14 protein-coding genes are annotated in these 16,203 nt (G+C 68.2%); 6 read left to right on the top strand and 8 right to left on the bottom strand.

The window, feature by feature from the left end; genetic code table 11:
* Positions 1 to 15: 15 nt before the first annotated feature.
* Entirely contained in the window at positions 16 to 1,401 is a 1,386-nt protein-coding gene (locus B9W62_RS19585) for a serine hydrolase domain-containing protein (protein WP_087808402.1), read from the bottom strand.
* 91 nt (positions 1,402 to 1,492) lie between these two features.
* Positions 1,493 to 2,968 (bottom strand): replicative DNA helicase, encoded by a 1,476-nt coding sequence (gene dnaB / locus B9W62_RS19580; RefSeq protein WP_087808401.1) that lies wholly within the window; start codon positions 2,966 to 2,968, stop codon positions 1,493 to 1,495.
* A 459-nt stretch (positions 2,969 to 3,427) separates the two neighbouring features.
* Here dnaB and B9W62_RS19575 point away from each other — a divergent pair, with 459 nt between their 5' ends.
* On the top strand, positions 3,428 to 4,765 hold the full coding sequence (locus tag B9W62_RS19575) for an MATE family efflux transporter (RefSeq protein WP_087811985.1): 1,338 nt from the start codon (positions 3,428 to 3,430) through the stop codon (positions 4,763 to 4,765).
* 163 nt (positions 4,766 to 4,928) lie between these two features.
* Here the strand turns inward: B9W62_RS19575 and rplI are convergent, their stop codons facing one another.
* From rplI to rpsF, 4 genes are all read right to left on the bottom strand, one after another.
* The gene (rplI, locus tag B9W62_RS19570) at positions 4,929 to 5,375 is read right to left on the bottom strand and encodes a 50S ribosomal protein L9 (RefSeq protein WP_003975023.1); all 447 of its coding nucleotides are present in this window, start codon (positions 5,373 to 5,375) and stop codon (positions 4,929 to 4,931) included.
* An 18-nt stretch (positions 5,376 to 5,393) separates the two neighbouring features.
* On the bottom strand, positions 5,394 to 5,630 hold the full coding sequence (rpsR, locus tag B9W62_RS19565) for a 30S ribosomal protein S18 (RefSeq protein ID WP_003949403.1): 237 nt from the start codon (positions 5,628 to 5,630) through the stop codon (positions 5,394 to 5,396).
* 45 nt (positions 5,631 to 5,675) lie between these two features.
* Positions 5,676 to 6,278, bottom strand: coding sequence for a single-stranded DNA-binding protein (locus B9W62_RS19560; protein WP_087808400.1), 603 nt, complete (start codon positions 6,276 to 6,278; stop codon positions 5,676 to 5,678).
* Between the two features lie 80 nt (positions 6,279 to 6,358).
* Positions 6,359 to 6,649 carry a 30S ribosomal protein S6 gene (gene rpsF, locus B9W62_RS19555; protein ID WP_003975025.1) on the bottom strand — a complete coding sequence of 97 codons (291 nt, stop codon included), beginning with the start codon at positions 6,647 to 6,649 and terminating at the stop codon, positions 6,359 to 6,361.
* A 275-nt stretch (positions 6,650 to 6,924) separates the two neighbouring features.
* Between rpsF and B9W62_RS19550 the strand changes: the two genes are divergently transcribed.
* The 3 genes from B9W62_RS19550 to B9W62_RS19540 all read left to right on the top strand — a co-directional run bounded on the left by B9W62_RS19550 (position 6,925) and on the right by B9W62_RS19540 (position 9,581).
* On the top strand, positions 6,925 to 7,230 hold the full coding sequence (locus B9W62_RS19550) for a hypothetical protein (RefSeq protein WP_087808399.1): 306 nt from the start codon (positions 6,925 to 6,927) through the stop codon (positions 7,228 to 7,230).
* 137 nt (positions 7,231 to 7,367) lie between these two features.
* Positions 7,368 to 8,489: a peptidoglycan bridge formation glycyltransferase FemX gene (gene femX, locus B9W62_RS19545; RefSeq protein WP_003975027.1), complete on the top strand. Its 1,122-nt coding sequence runs from the start codon at positions 7,368 to 7,370 to the stop codon at positions 8,487 to 8,489.
* 60 nt (positions 8,490 to 8,549) lie between these two features.
* Positions 8,550 to 9,581, top strand: a complete 1,032-nt coding sequence (locus B9W62_RS19540; RefSeq protein ID WP_052836802.1) for an alanine racemase — start codon at positions 8,550 to 8,552, stop codon at positions 9,579 to 9,581.
* Between the two features lie 74 nt (positions 9,582 to 9,655).
* Here the strand turns inward: B9W62_RS19540 and B9W62_RS19535 are convergent, their stop codons facing one another.
* The gene (locus B9W62_RS19535; RefSeq protein WP_087808398.1) at positions 9,656 to 11,164 is read right to left on the bottom strand and encodes a glycosyltransferase family 87 protein; all 1,509 of its coding nucleotides are present in this window, start codon (positions 11,162 to 11,164) and stop codon (positions 9,656 to 9,658) included.
* A 125-nt stretch (positions 11,165 to 11,289) separates the two neighbouring features.
* Entirely contained in the window at positions 11,290 to 13,677 is a 2,388-nt protein-coding gene (locus B9W62_RS19530) for a transglycosylase domain-containing protein (protein ID WP_087808397.1), read from the bottom strand.
* Between the two features lie 660 nt (positions 13,678 to 14,337).
* Here B9W62_RS19530 and B9W62_RS19525 point away from each other — a divergent pair.
* On the top strand, positions 14,338 to 15,015 hold the full coding sequence (locus B9W62_RS19525; RefSeq protein ID WP_019324689.1) for a PadR family transcriptional regulator: 678 nt from the start codon (positions 14,338 to 14,340) through the stop codon (positions 15,013 to 15,015).
* 44 nt (positions 15,016 to 15,059) lie between these two features.
* Positions 15,060 to 16,142, top strand: a complete 1,083-nt coding sequence (locus tag B9W62_RS19520; RefSeq protein ID WP_087808396.1) for an inositol-3-phosphate synthase — start codon at positions 15,060 to 15,062, stop codon at positions 16,140 to 16,142.
* The last annotated feature ends 61 nt before the right edge of the window (positions 16,143 to 16,203 follow it).

The raw sequence follows: 16,203 nt of genomic DNA, 5'->3' as shown, positions 1-16,203 counted from the left end.
CATGCCCGACAACTCCTAGCCGATCCCCCGCCATCCCTGCGGGTCCACTCCGCCCGGGACGGCGGCACCCTCGTCGTACGGCTGACGCGTGAAGACAAAGGACCCGAGGTCCAGATGGCTCACGGATCCGTCCGGGCGCCGCACCGCTCGCAGCGACTCGCCCGCGTAGTACCCCTCGAGTCCCGTCCAGCTGCCGTCACCGTTCGCCCGGAAACGCGAGCGGCGCCCTTGCCCCGACAGCGGCCCCAAGGAGACCCCTCCGTCGGGGGTCAGCCGCAGGGCGAAGGCGTGCGTGCCCCAGTACCACTGCCCCGCCAACTCCAGGACGGAGGCATCAACCTCGCGCAGTGGCCGCCACGGTTCGGGGATCCGGGGTTCGGCCTCGGCGACGATGCGCACGAGGTCGGCCCCGACCCCGGCGAGCAGGGGCCCGGAGGTGCAGTTGGTCAGGGCGACCGCGGCCACGTCGTCCTCCACGCCGATGGTGAGATTGGCCAGAAAGCCCGGCAGGGAACCGGAGTGCCCCACGAGCAGCCGACCGTCCCGGTGCTGGAGCTGCAACCCCAGCCCGTACGCCGCGCCGTCCACCACGTCCCCGGCCTCGACCGGTGCGGCCGGCGCCCGCATCTCCCGCACGGTCTCCGCCCCCAGCACCTTGTCGTCCCCCTGCGTCAGAAAGACGGCGAACCGCGCCAGGTCCCCGGTGGTGGACCAGAGCTGGCCGGCCGGGGCCATCCGCCCGAGATCCTCGGCGGGCTCCGCCAGCATCACATCGGCCCAGGGATGCACCGCCCAGCCACCGGCATGCGGGGCACTGGGCCGGGTGGCCGTACGCTCCAGGCCCAGCGGGTCCAGCACCTCCCGTTGCAGCACTTCCTCCCACGAAGCGCCACGCAGCTTCTCGACCAGCGCACCGAGCAGGGTGTAACCCGGGTTGGAGTAGTGGTGGCGGCGGCCCACCGGGTGCAGGAGCGGCTGTTCGCCCAGTACATCGGCGAGCTCGGGACGCAGCGAACCCGGCGTCCGCTCCCACCAGGGCGCCGGTGACTCGGCGGCCAGCCCGCCCGAGTGTGCGAGCAGCTCGGCGATCGTGGCCTCCCCCGCCCCGGTGCCGGGCAGATGCTTCTCCAGCGGATCCCCCAGGCCGAGGACGCCCTCGTCGCGCAGCCGAAGAACCAGGACTGCGGTGAAGGTCTTGGTGATCGAGCCGATCCGGTACTGCACGTTCTCGTCCGGCCCGTGCCCGTCGACCGAGGTCCGCGCACCGTGCCACACGGTCCGCCCGCCCCGGACCACCGCCGCGACGAGCGACGGCGTACGCCCTTCGGCCTGGGCCACGGCGATCCGGTGCGTCAGCGCCCGGCGGGTGGTGGGGAACAACTCTTCCTGAGGTGTCGTCATGGGCCCAGTCCACCGGTCCGCACACCGCACGTCGAGCCGGTTTCCCCCCGGCACCGTCTCCGGCCGGGGAGTGGACCCACCTGGCCGTGGGTCAGGTCTGTGCCATGTCCACGAAGCGTGAGTAGTGGCCCTGGAAGGCGACCGTGATGGTCGCCGTCGGGCCGTTGCGGTGCTTGGCCACGATCAGGTCCGCCTCACCCGCGCGCGGGGACTCCTTCTCGTAGGCGTCCTCACGGTGCAGCAGGATGACCATGTCCGCGTCCTGCTCGATGGAGCCGGACTCACGCAGGTCGGAGACCATGGGCTTCTTGTCGGTGCGCTGCTCGGGACCGCGGTTCAGCTGGGAGAGCGCGATCACCGGGATCTCCAGCTCCTTCGCCAGAAGCTTGAGGTTTCGGGACATGTCGGAGACCTCCTGCTGGCGGCTCTCGGCGCGCTTGGAACCGCCGGACTGCATCAGCTGGAGGTAGTCGATGACGACCAGCTTGAGGTCGTTGCGCTGTTTGAGGCGACGGCACTTGGCGCGGATCTCCATCATCGACAGGTTCGGGGAGTCGTCGATGTAGAGCGGCGCGGCCGACACGTCGGGCATCCGGCGCGCCAGCCGGGTCCAGTCGTCGTCGGTCATCGTGCCCGACCGCATGTGGTGCAGCGCGACGCGGGCCTCGGCGGACAGCAGCCGCATCGCGATCTCGTTGCGTCCCATTTCGAGGGAGAAGATGACGCTCGGCAGGTTGTTCTTGATGGAGGCGGCCCGCGCGAAGTCCAGTGCGAGGGTCGACTTGCCCATCGCGGGACGTGCGGCGATGACGACCATCTGCCCGGGGTGCAGACCGTTGGTCAGCGAATCGAAGTCGGTGAAGCCCGTCGGCACACCGGTCATCTCGCCGCTGCGCGAGCCGATCGCCTCGATCTCGTCGAGCGCGCCCTCCATGATGTCGCCGAGCGGCAGGTAGTCCTCACTGGTGCGCTGCTCGGTGACGGCGTAGATCTCGGCCTGGGCGCGGTTGACGATCTCGTCGACGTCGTCGTCGGCCGCGTATCCCATCTGGGTGATGCGGGTCCCGGCCTCCACCAGGCGGCGCAGGACCGCCCGCTCGTGCACGATCTCCGCGTAGTACGCGGCGTTCGCGGCCGTCGGCACGGTCTGGACGAGGGTGTGCAGATAGGAGGCGCCGCCGACCTTGTTGATCTCACCGCGCTTGGTGAGTTCGGCGGCGATCGTGATGGGGTCGGCCGGCTCGCCCTTGGCGTAGACGTCGAGGATGGCCTGGTAGACCGTCTCGTGGGCCGGCTTGTAGAAGTCGTGGCCCTTGAGGATCTCGACGACGTCGGCGATGGCGTCCTTGGACAGGAGCATCCCGCCCAGGACGGACTGCTCGGCGTCCAGGTCCTGCGGCGGCACCCGCTCGAACGCGGCGCCCCCGCCGTCCCACCCGTTGTCCGAGCCCCGCTCGTGCTGCTCGTCCCGGCTTCTGCCACCCTCACCGCGACGGCGGGAAGCAGGCAGACGATCACTGGGGCCGCTGTCGGCCCACGGGTCGTCCAAGGGCTCGGAAATGCTCACCGAGCCACCTCCTCCCGTCCGCCGAGCGGACCTCGCCGTGCCCCTCATTTCTACGGCACGGCACTGACAAATAAGACGCCCAACTCCGGTTCTGGCGCGTCGGTTTTGTGACGGTTCACCGGCCGACGGACGGAGCGGGCGCCGGATAACCGTAGGCCCGCGGGCACCGTCAGCCAATCTGGTTATCCACAGGCCATGTGGACGACTGGCCAGATGCTGTGGAGAACTCCGCCAAACCTGTGCACGACCCGGTGGACAGCCCTGTGAACAAGCCCGCATCCCTCCCCGGTAAGCGCCCCTGACCTGCATGTTTGCCGTCCACCGCCTGTGCAGAAGAAAAACTTCCCCACTCGGACCAAGATCCTTTCGAACCGTGCCCAGAAGTGCACGGGGCGAGAGCAGAGGTAAGGGTCACAAAAGCTTTGCATCTCTTACCTGTGGACGATTAGATTAGTGCTCATGACACAGGCCCCCGTGCGTACCCGGACCGACCGGCGCCGGCACGACCGAGAGATCGTCGCGCTGGCAGTCCCGGCCTTCGGCGCACTCGTCGCCGAGCCCCTTTTCGTCATGGCCGACAGTGCCATCGTCGGCCATCTCGGAACCGCTCAGCTCGCCGGACTCGGCATCGCCTCGGCCCTGCTCACCACCGCCGTCAGCGTCTTCGTCTTCCTTGCCTATGCGACCACCGCGGCCGTCTCCCGGCGCGTCGGCGCGGGCGACCTGCAAGCAGCGATCCGCCAGGGGATGGACGGCATCTGGCTCGCCCTGCTGCTCGGCGCCGCCGTCATAGCGGTCGTGCTGCCCACCGCCCCCTCGCTCGTGGAACTCTTCGGCGCCTCCGACACCGCGGCCCCCTATGCCACGACCTATCTGCGGATCTCCGCCCTCGGCATCCCCGCCATGCTCGTGGTGCTCGCCTCGACCGGTGTACTGAGGGGACTGCAGAACACCCGGACCCCCCTCTACGTGGCCGTCGCCGGCTTCATCGCCAATGCCGTCCTCAATGTCGTGCTCGTCTACGGCGCCGGACTCGGCATCGCGGGCTCCGCCTGGGGCACCGTCATCGCTCAGTGCGGCATGGCCGCGGTCTATCTGTGGGTGGTCATCCGCGGAGCCCGACGACACGGCGCCTCCCTGCGTCCGGACCTGGCCGGGATCAGGGCTTCCGCTCAGGCCGGGATGCCGCTGCTCGTGCGCACACTGTCCTTGCGGGCGATTCTCATGATCGCGACGGCCGTGGCAGCCCGCCTCGGGGACGCCGACATCGCCGCGCATCAGATCGTCCTGTCCCTGTGGAGCCTGCTCGCCTTCGCGCTCGATGCCATCGCCATCGCCGGGCAGGCCATCATCGGCCGCTATCTGGGCGCGGACGACGCCCAGGGAGCGCGCGAGGCCTGCCGCCGGATGGTGGAGTGGGGTGTCGCCGTCGGCGTCGTACTGGGTCTGCTCGTGGTGCTGTCCCGTCCGGCGTTCCTGCCCCTGTTCACCGGCGATTCCACCGTCAAGGACGCCGCGTTGCCCGCGCTGCTGATCGTGGCCGTCGCACAGCCGATCTGCGGCGTGGTCTACGTCCTGGACGGTGTCCTCATGGGTGCGGGCGACGGCCCCTACCTGGCCTGGGCCATGCTGCTGACCCTGGCGGTCTTCACTCCGGCGGCACTTCTCGTCCCGACGTTCGGTGGCGGTCTCACTGCCCTGTGGGCGGCCATGACGCTGATGATGGCGATGCGCCTGGTGACGCTGTGGCTGCGCACCCGATCGGGACGCTGGATCGTCACCGGCGCGACGCGCTGACCGTTTCACGTGAAACGGCGAAACGCGACGTTTCACGTGAAACATGGCTCGCCCGCACTCAGCCCCACGCCCACTACTGCTCCCACGCTCACGCCCACGAAGAAGGGCCGCAGCCCCCAGACGGGAGGTGCGGCCCTTCTCATCGCTTCAGCGAGAGCAATGCTCAGGCAGCGACAACCTCGATGCTGACCTTGGCGTCAACCTCGGGGTGCAGACGCACGGACGTCTCGTGGGCGCCCAGGGTCTTGATCGGCGAGCCCAGCTCGATGCGGCGCTTGTCGACCTCGGGGCCACCGGCGGCCTTGATCGCCGAAGCGACGTCGGCCGGCGTGACGGAACCGAAGAGACGACCGGCGTCGCCGGAGCGAACGGCCAGACGGACCTTCACACCCTCGAGCTGGGCCTTCACCTGGTTGGCCTGCTCGATGGTCTGGATCTCGTGGATCTTGCGAGCACGACGGATCTGCTCGACGTCCTTCTCGCCACCCTTGGTCCAGCGGATAGCGAACTTCCGCGGGATCAGGTAGTTGCGAGCGTAACCGTCCTTGACGTCGACGACGTCGCCCGCGGCACCGAGGCCGGAGACCTCGTGGGTGAGGATGATCTTCATGTTTCGGTCACCCTTCCCTTATCGCGCGGTGGAGGTGTAGGGCAGCAGCGCCATCTCACGGCTGTTCTTCACGGCCGTGGCGACGTCACGCTGGTGCTGGGTGCAGTTGCCGGTCACGCGGCGGGCACGGATCTTGCCGCGGTCGGAAATGAACTTCCGCAGCATGTTCGTGTCCTTGTAGTCCACGTACGTGACCTTGTCCTTGCAGAATGCGCAGACCTTCTTCTTCGGCTTGCGCACAGGCGGCTTAGCCATGATGTTTCTCCTGTGTGATCAAGAAGTGTGGGTAGAGCCCGTCCCTTAGAAGGGGGGCTCGTCCGAGTAGCCGCCACCGCCGCCGGAGCCACCGCCCCAGCCGCCGCCACCCTGGCCGCCACCACCCTGCTGGCCACCGGCGGGAGCACCGGTCGCCCAGGGGTCGTCGGCCGGAGCGCCGCCGCCCTGCTGGCCGCCACCGGGGCCGCCGCCCCAGCCGCCGCCACCCTGGCCGCCGCCGCCACCGCCGCCGTAGCCGCCCTGGCCTCCGCGGCCGCCCTGGCCCGAGGTCTTGGTGACCTTGGCCGTGGCGCTGCGCAGGCTGGCGCCGACCTCGTCGACGTCCAGCTCGTAGACCGTGCGCTTGACGCCCTCACGGTCCTCGTAGGACCGCTGCTTCAGCCGGCCCTGCACGATGACGCGCATGCCTCGCTGGAGCGACTCGGCGACGTTCTCCGCCGCCTGACGCCAGACCGAGCAGGTGAGGAAGAGGCTCTCGCCGTCCTTCCACTCGTTCGTCTGGCGGTCGAAGGTGCGGGGGGTCGACGCGACGCGGAACTTCGCGACGGCCGCACCGGACGGGGTGAAGCGCAGCTCGGGGTCGTCGACAAGATTGCCGACGACCGTGATGACGGTCTCGCCTGCCATGGGGAACCTCTCGGCGGGTTTGCTGCTCTGGCTGCTTGGTTGCTGCTACTCGAATCCCGGGATCAGCTGAGCGGGGAAGCTCAGTGCATCTCGGGACGGAGGACCTTGGTCCGGAGGACCGACTCGTTCAGGTTCATCTGGCGGTCGAGCTCCTTGACGACCGCAGGCTCGGCCTGCAGGTCGATGACCGAGTAGATGCCCTCGGGCTTCTTCTTGATCTCGTACGAGAGACGACGACGGCCCCAGGTGTCGACCTTCTCGACCTTTCCGCCGCCGTCACGGACGACAGAGAGGAAGTTCTCGATCAGCGGGGAGACAGAACGCTCCTCGAGATCGGGGTCGAGGATGACCATCACCTCGTAGTGACGCATGTGGAACCCACCTCCTTTGGACTCAGCGGCCACGGTCGTTCCGTGGCAGGAGGGTTGCGATGCGTTCGCACCGGCATCAACGAGTAAACCAGGACCCACTGACAATCGGGCCTCCTCCGAGGAGGCGGCCCGGGCCGGGGCCGGCAACAGACACCGGTGCGGAAGGTACAGCGTACCCGGCCGTCGCCTTGCGGTTGAAATCCGGCCCCGAGGGGACACAATCGGTAGTCAGGGATGTGAGGGCTAAAACACACTGCCCCGGCAGGAGGTTCTCCATGGCACAGATCATGCGACCCGCCAGGCCCCGGACCGGCCTGCTGGCCACCGACGGCAAACGACACCCCCTCCAGGACGCGCTCCTGGCCGTGACCGTGGTGCTGGGCGTGCTCGCCCTGGCCACCGCGAGCTTCCGCGGGCTGCACGTCCTGACCTCCTGGGCGGGGCTGCTCGGTGTCCTGACCGGCGGATACGGTCAATACCTCTCCGAGACGACCCGGGAGCGCTTCGGGCTGATTCTGGGACTCGGCGCCTCCGCACTCGGTCTGTTCTTCGGCATCTACCACGGAGGGCTCGTCGGCTGATCCCTCCGGCGGGACGCCCGTCGGCCAAGCCCTTCCGGCCGTACGCCGGACGGGGCGCTCACAGGGCGCAGTAGGCTTCGCGCGAGAGCCGGAGCCCCTGTACCCATGGGGACACACCAGCCCGAGGAGCGCCCCGAATGAGCCTGACCCTGAGGACCATCAGTCGCGAGCAGCATCTGGCCTACATCCAGAGCCTGCCGGCGGCGAGTCACATGCAGGTCCCGGCATGGGCGGACGTCAAGGCGGAATGGCGCTCGGAGAACCTCGGCTGGTTCGACGACCGGACCGGTGAGCTGGTCGGCGTGGGCCTCGTCCTCTACCGGCAGCTGCCCAAGATCAAGCGCTACCTCGCCTACCTCCCCGAGGGTCCGGTCATCAACTGGTTCGCGCCGAACCTCCAGGACTGGATGGAGCCGATGCTGGCGCACCTCAAGCAGCAGGGCGCCTTCTCGGTGAAGATGGGCCCGCCGGTGATCATCCGGCGCTGGGACGCGACGTCCATCAAGAAGGGCATCCAGGACCCCGACGTCAAGCGCCTGCGGGACATAGAGGCGGACCACATCGAGCCGCGCGCCTTCGAGGTGGCCGACAAGCTGCGCCGCATGGGCTGGCAGCAGGGCGAGGACGGCGGCGCCGGCTTCGGCGACGTGCAGCCCCGCTACGTCTTCCAGGTGCCGCTGGCCAACCGCTCCCTGGAAGAGGTCCACAAGAACTTCAACCAGCTGTGGCGCCGCAACATCAAGAAGGCCGAGAAGGCCGGTGTCGAGGTCGTCCAGGGCGGCTACCACGATCTCGAGGAGTGGCAGCGCCTGTACGAGATCACGGCCGTGCGCGACCACTTCCGGCCGCGCCCGCTCTCGTACTTCCAGCGCATGTGGGCGGCCCTCAACAACGAGGACCCCAACCGCATGCGGCTCTACTTCGCCCGGCACAACGGGGTGAACCTGTCGGCGGCGACCATGCTGGTCGTCGGCGGGCACGTCTGGTACTCCTACGGCGCCTCCGACAACATCGGCCGCGAGGTCCGGCCGTCCAACGCCATGCAGTGGGCCATGCTCCGCGACTCCTACGCGCTGGGCGCCACCGTCTACGACCTGCGCGGCATCTCCGACTCCCTGGACGAGAGCGACCACCTCTTCGGTCTGATCCAGTTCAAGGTGGGTACGGGCGGCCAGGCGGCCGAGTACCTCGGCGAGTGGGACTTCCCGCTGAACAAGCTGCTCCACAAGGCGCTCGACATCTACATGTCGCGCCGCTGACGCACCGCCCATCCCCGATCCGCATCTCTGACAGCCACGAGAAAGGTTCCAGGTCCGGCCATGGCGCTCACGCTCTACGTCGACACCGCGCGCTGGCGGGCGCACCACAAGCACGTGCAGGAGCAGTTCCCCGGGCTGGTCCCGGTCTGCAAGGGCAACGGCTACGGATTCGGTCACGAGCGCCTGGCGGAGGAGGCGACGCGGCTGGGCTCCGACGTGCTGGCCGTCGGCACCACTTACGAGGCCGCCCGCATCAAGGACTTCTTCGGTGGTGACCTGCTGGTCCTGACGCCGTACCGGCGCGGCGAGGAGCCCGTACCGCTGCCCGACCGGGTCGTGCGCTCGGTGTCCTCCATCGACGGCGTGTACGGCCTGGTGGGTGCGCGCGTGGTCATCGAGGTGATGTCCTCGATGAAGCGGCACGGCATCAGCGAGCAGGACCTGCCGCAGCTGCACGCCGCCATAGAGAACGTCCGGCTGGAGGGCTTCGCCATCCACCTGCCGCTGGACCGCACCGACGGCTCGGACGCCGTCGAGGAGGTCATCGGCTGGATGGACCGGCTGCGCGCTGCCCGGCTGCCGCTGCACACCATGTTCGTCAGCCATCTCAAGGCCGACGAGCTGGCCCGGCTCCAGCAGCAGTTCCCGCAGACCCGCTTCCGCGCCCGGATCGGCACCCGGCTGTGGCTGGGGGACCACGAGGCCACCGAGTACCGCGGCGCCGTGCTGGACGTCACGCGCGTCGCCAAGGGCGAGCGTTTCGGCTACCGGCAGCAGAAGGCGGCCTCGGACGGCTTCCTGGTGGTCGTGGCGGGCGGTACGTCGCACGGGGTGGGGCTGGAGGCCCCGAAGGCGCTGCACGGCGTCATGCCGCGCGCCAAGGGCGTCGCCCGGGCCGGCCTCGCCACGGTCAACCGGAACCTCTCGCCGTTCGTCTGGAGCGGGAAGCAGCGCTGGTTCGCGGAGCCGCCGCACATGCAGGTGTCGATCCTGTTCGTTCCCTCGGACGCCTCGGAACCCAAGGTCGGAGACGAGCTGGTGGCCCATCTGCGGCACACCACCACGCAGTTCGACCGCATCCTGGATCGCTAGCGAGCAGGCCGTACCGCGACAAGGCCGTCCACGAGGTGTTCGTGATCCTCGTGGACGGCCTGTCACGCGTTCACTCAGAGCGACCCGTCCGGCTGATGGCCCTTGCCCCACTGCACCTGAGGTACGTCGAAGTGGGCCGCGGGCTGTTCGGCCCGAGCCGCGGGGCCCAGGACGAAGACGTCCTCCGCGCCGTCCAGCACTCCGCCCGACGGGTCGTCGTCGCCCGTCCGCCGGACGGGGTCCCGGTCCGGCATCAGGATGTCGCGCACCACCATGGCGCAGAAGAACAGCGTGCCCAGCAGGTGCAGGCCGATGGCCCAGTGGTAGCCGTCCGTCGGCAGACCCTTGTGGGCGTCGCCGCTGGTCGTGTACGCGAGGTACATCCAGATGCCGAGGAAGTACGCCACCTCGCACGCCTGCCAGATCAGGAAGTCCCGCCACTTCGGCCGGGCCAGCGCGGCCAGCGGCACCAGCCAGAGCACGTACTGCGGTGAGTAGACCTTGTTGGTGAGGATGAACGCCGCGACGATGAGGAAGGCGAGCTGGGCGAACCGCGGCCGCCGGGGGGCGATCAGCGTGAGTGCCGCGACGGCGCCGCAGCACAGCAGCATGAGAAGCGTGGCGAGGGTGTTCACGGTCTCGGTGCTGAGCGGGTTGTCGGAGTTCTGCCCGAGGATCAGCCAGAACGACCCGAAGTCCACACCGCGTTCCTGGCTGAACGTGTAGAACTTCGACCAGCCGTCGAAGGCGAAGAGCATCACCGGCAGGTTCACCACGATCCAGGCGCCGGCCGCACCTCCCAGCGCTGTTCCGAACGCCCGCCATCTGCCCGCGCGCCAGCACAGGACGAGCAGGGGGCCGAGGATCAGGAAGGGGTAGAGCTTGGCGGCCGTGGCGAGGCCCAGCAGGACACCGAAGGCCAACGGGCGCTTCCGGGACCACATGAGGACGGCGGCGGCCGTCAGGGCGACCGCCAGGAGGTCCCAGTTGACGGTGGCGGTCAGCGCGAAGGCAGGAGCCAGGGCGACCAGCAGACCGTCCCAGGGGCGCCGGCGGTGCGTGCGGGTCACGCAGACGGCGATGACGGCCGCACAGACCATGAGCATCCCGGCGTTGACCATCCAGTACCACTGCTCCTGGTCCTGGATGGTGCCGCTGCCCGGCGTCAGCCAGGACGCGACCTCCATGAACAGGCCGGTCAGCACGGGGTACTCCAGGTACTCCATGTCGCCGGGGAGCTTGTCGAAGTACGGCACGAGCCCGTCGACGAATCCGCGTCCCTGGTAGAGGTGCGGGATGTCCGAGTAGCACGCGTGCGTGTACTGGGAGCTGGCTCCGAAGAACCAGGCGCCGTTGTAGCAGGGTGCCTTCTGGATCAGTCCTAGGGCGAACATGCCGATCGCGACGAGTGCGATCACCCGCACGGGGGTCCACCAGGACGTGCCGAGCAGGGCACGTCGGCCCAGCGGCCCGCCGATCAGCTCGCTGCCGGCTGCGGCGACCGTGTCCTCCCTGGTCGGCCGCACCGGGTCAGGCTCGTGCACGCTCGCTGGCGTCGATTCTGCACTGGGCATGGGGCACATCCTGCCGTACGCACCTGGGAACACGCGGGGGCCGCCGCACCCTCGTGGATGCGGCGGCCCCTGTTTCACGTGAAACTTGCGGGTGTTTCACGTGAAACACCCATTCTCGGCAGCTTCGGGACTAGCTAGCCATTCGGACCCAAGATGGAGTTTCCACGGCTGTTTCCGTTGCTGTCGCCGTCTCCCTCCGTTTCGCTGGCCGATGGTGAGGGTGATTCGCTGCCCTCGGAGCCGCCTGGTCCGGTGCCCCCGTTGCCGTTGCCACCATTGCTCTCGTTTTCGCAGTTCCATCCCCAGACGCCGCAGGTCTCGGTCTCGGAAGGCGACGGGCTGGGCCCTGTGTCACTGGGCGACGGCGACGGCGACGGGCTGGTCTCCTCGGTCTCGGAAGCAGAGGGAGAGGGGGAGGGCGTCGGGGTCGGCGACGGCGCGTCGTTGATGACCTCGCCGATGGGCTCCGGCTCCGGGAACTTCTCCACCTTCATGCCCTTGACCGCGTCCGACATGTAGTCCTGCCAGATCGTGGACGGGAAGGAGGCACCGTGGATCTTCTTCTCGCCACCCGTTCCGTACATCTCCAGGAACGTGCGGTCCTTGATGGTCTCGTCGTCCGGGTAGCGGTACATGCTGATGGCGGTCGACAGCTGCGGGGTGTAGCCGACGAACCAGGCGGACTTGTTGCCGTCGGTGGTACCGGTCTTGCCCGCCACCTCGCGGCCGGGGAGCTTGGCGTTGGTGCCCGTGCCCTTGTCGACGACCGTCTTCAGGACGTCCGTGACGTTGTCGGCGACCTTCGCGGTGAAGGCCTGCTTGTCCTCGACCTTGTGCGTGTAGATCGTTCCGTTCTTGTTCGTCACCTTCGTGACGGAGTACGGCTCACGCTGCTTGCCGCTTTCCGCGAAGGTGGCGTACGCGCCCGCCATGCGGATGGCGCTGGGGTCCGAGATGCCGAGGGAGAAGGACGGGAAGCTGGAGCCCGTCAGACTGTCCTCCAGGATCCCGGCGTCGACGGCGGCCTCCTTCACCTTGTCCAGGCCGACGTCCATGCCGAGCTGCACATAGGCGGAGTTCACCGACTCCCGCATCGCCTCACGGAGGTCGATCTTGTAGTCCGGCGGGTCACCGACGTCGTCCTGACCGTCGTTCTCCTGACGCCACTGCTCGCCGTCCTCGTTCTCCCAGATTGACCCGTCGTAGTTGTTGATCTTGAGTTTATTCTTGCCGCTGTAGAGACTCTTCGGAGAGACGACGGTGCGCTCGTCCTGGGCCTGGACCGGACCGAGGTCCGGGTCGCGCACGCCCCACTTCATCGCCGCCGAGAGCACGAACGGCTTGAAGGTCGAACCGACCTGGGCACCGGTCACGTCGGCGTTGTTGGTGAAGTGCTTGGTGGCGTCCTCACCGCCGTAGATGGCCTTGATCGCCCCGGTCCGGGTGTCGATGGACGCCCCGCCGAACTGGACGTGGGTGTCCGTCTCGGGCCGCTTCTTGGGGTCGATCTTCTCCTTGTAGACCTTCTGGACCGCCTTCTCCATCTCGTCGACCTTCTTCTTGTCGAAGGTCGTGTAGATGGAGTAGCCGCCCTTCTCCAGCTGCTGCTCCGTCACCTTGCCGCTCTTGAGCACCGAGGACTTGGCGAGCCTGACGAGATAGCCGATCTGGCCGCCCAGGTTCGCGTTCGACTGCGGGTTCTGCGTGGTGGGGAGTTCGGTGTACTTGGCCCGTTCCGTCTGACTCAGATGCTTGTACTCCACCATCTTGTCGAGGGTGTCCTGCATCTGGGAGAGGGCACGCTTCTGGTTGGCTTCCGGCGTGGCCCCCGTCGGGTCGATCGACACCGAGCCCGCCGGGTCGTAGTAGGTGGCGCCCTTGAGCACCGCCGACAGGAAGGCGCACTGTCCCGGGTTGAGGTCGACGGCGTCGACGTTGAAGTACGCCCGTGCGGCCGCCTGGATGCCGTAGGCGCCGCGACCGTAGTAGGCGGAGTTCAGATAGCCCTCGAGGATGTCGTCCTTGGAGACGTCGGTACCGACCTTGATCGAGACGAAGATCTCCTTGACCTTCCGGGAGATCGTCTGCGACTGGTCGTTCAGCATCGCGTTCTTCACGTACTGCTGGGTGATGGTGGAGCCACCCTGCGTGTCACCGCCCTTGGCCATGTTGAACACGGCGCGGGCGATGCCCTTGGGATCGATGCCGCTGTCGGAGTAGAACGTCTTGTTCTCCTGCGAGATGACGGCGTTGCGCATCGCCTTCGGGATCTGCGAGAGATCGACGCTCTGGCGGTTGCGGTCACCGCCCGTGGCCACCATCTGGGTGTTGTCGGCCCAGTAGTAGACGTTGTTCTGCGCGGTGGCGCTCTCGTCGATGACCGGGATGCTCACCATGGCGTACGCGAGGCCGGCGGCACCGACCAGGCAGCCGAAGAAGGCGATGCACAGACCGGAGACGAGCCGCCAGGACGGCACCCAGCGCTGCCAGCCGTCCCTGTCGTGACGCGGGTAGTCGATCATGCGCTTCTTGCCGGGCGCTGCGGCGCGTCCCCGTCCGGGTCCTGCCGGGCCGCCGGGTGCCCCTCGCCGGCCGCGGCCGGGCTCGGCCGCTCTGCGACGGCCACCCCCGCTCCGCTGTGCCGCGCGCCGGGCCTCGGCGCGGCTGCCGTACGCAGGCTCCTCGTTCTCCGGACCATAAGAGCCGGACGGCGACTCTGTGGCGCCTCGCGGTGCCGCTCGGCGGCCGGAGGACGAGCCGGACTGACCGCGTCGGGCCGCGGCACGTCCGCCTCCCTGCGGCTGCGGCGGTTTGCGACGGTGCTCGCTCATCGAACGACTACTCCTCGGGCAGGCGCACCTTTGCGCGCCTGGTAAAGGCGGCTGGTTTCCGGTCCCCCCGAAGTACGGATGCGGCCCCTCCCGCATTCACCCGTACTGCACCGGGGACAGGGACGCCCCCAGACGTCACTCGGTTCCCGGTGGTCTGCATGGCGCACACACTACGCACCGCCAAAACCCCCGCGGCCCGAAGTTCACCTCAAATCAGGCAACTTGCTCGCGATGAAACCGTGATGTGATCCCGTTCACCAGTTCCCCTCTTGTCGCACGCAGAAGGGCGTTCTATCGTGCTGATGTATCGAGTCGATACATCAGCGCGGCATAAGGCGAGAGGAGGCGACGATGAGCCGGAGATCCGGCATCCTCGAGTTCGCCGTACTCGGCCTGCTCCGCGAGTCCCCGATGCACGGCTATGAGCTGCGTAAACGGCTCAACACGTCACTGGGTGTGTTCCGGGCGTTCAGCTACGGGACGCTCTACCCCTGCCTCAAGACGCTGGTCGCCAACGGCTGGTTGATCGAGGAACCGGGGAACGTCGGCGAGGCCGCCGCTTCCCTCACGGGACGCCGCGCCAAGATCGTTTACCGGTTGACGGCCGACGGCAAGGAACACTTCGAGCAGCTCCTCTCCCAGACGGGCCCGGACGCGTACGAGGACGAGACCTTCGCCGCTCGCTTCGCGTTCTTCGGCCAGACGTCGCGAGACGTACGCATGCGCGTGCTCGAGGGCCGGCGCAGCCGGCTGGAGGAGCGCCTGGAGAAGATGCGGGCCTCCCTGGCCCGCACCCGGGAGCGACTCGACGACTACACGCTTGAGCTTCAGCGCCACGGAATGGAGTCCGTGGAGCGCGAAGTGCGCTGGCTGAACGAGCTCATCGAGAGCGAGCGGGCGGGGCGGGACCTGAGGGGTTCCGCCGCCGAGGGGACCGCTCAACAGGACACGACATCTGGAGCGACGGGCGGCCTGCCCCGGCCGGGGGACGACCCCCGGCCGGATACGCCCGGCGACACCGCCACGTGAGCGCCCAGTCAGGGCCTCACTCGTACACACAGGGAGCAACCGGAATGGGTTCGGTTCGCGTAGCCATCGTCGGTGTGGGCAACTGCGCCGCATCGCTGGTGCAGGGCGTCGAGTACTACAAGGACGCCGACCCGGCGGCCAAGGTCCCCGGCCTGATGCACGTCCAGTTCGGCGACTACCACGTCAGTGACATCGAGTTCGTCGCCGCCTTCGACGTGGACGCCAAGAAGGTCGGCCTGGACCTCGCGGACGCCATCGGCGCCTCCGAGAACAACACCATCAAGATCTGCGACGTGCCGAACAGCGGCGTCCAGGTCCAGCGCGGCCACACGCACGACGGTCTCGGCAAGTACTACCGCCAGACCATCGAGGAGTCCGCCGAGGCGCCGGTCGACGTCGTCCAGGTCCTCAAGGACAAGCAGGTCGACGTTCTGGTCTGCTACCTGCCCGTCGGTTCCGAGGTCGCGGCGAAGTTCTACGCCCAGTGCGCCATCGACGCCAAGGTCGCCTTCGTCAACGCCCTCCCGGTCTTCATCGCCGGCACCAAGGAGTGGGCGGACAAGTTCACCGAGGCGGGCGTCCCGATCGTCGGCGACGACATCAAGTCGCAGGTCGGCGCCACCATCACGCACCGCGTCATGGCGAAGCTGTTCGAGGACCGGGGCGTCGTCCTGGACCGCACGATGCAGCTGAACGTCGGCGGCAACATGGACTTCAAGAACATGCTCGAGCGCGAGCGCCTGGAGTCCAAGAAGATCTCCAAGACGCAGGCCGTCACCTCCCAGATCCCCGACCGCGACCTGGGTGCGGACAACGTCCACATCGGCCCGTCCGACTACGTCGCCTGGCTGGACGACCGCAAGTGGGCCTACGTCCGCCTCGAGGGCCGCGCCTTCGGCGACGTCCCGCTGAACCTGGAGTACAAGCTCGAGGTCTGGGACTCCCCGAACTCGGCCGGTGTCATCATCGACGCGCTGCGCGCCGCGAAGATCGCCAAGGACCGCGGCATCGGCGGCCCGATCCTGTCGGCGTCGAGCTACTTCATGAAGTCCCCGCCGGTCCAGTACTTCGACGACGAGGCCCGCGCCAACGTCGAGAAGTTCATTGCGGGCGAGGTCGAGCGCTGAGAAGCCGCTGACCCCGGTCTGCCGAGGTCCCCGGGTCGCGTGACCCGGGGACCTTTCCCGT

This window comes from Streptomyces sp. CS113, from assembly GCF_002188365.1.
Lineage (GTDB): Bacteria > Actinomycetota > Actinomycetes > Streptomycetales > Streptomycetaceae > Streptomyces > Streptomyces tendae.
Note: the sequence above shows the minus strand (reverse complement) of the source record. Positions and strands in the feature narration are given on the sequence as shown.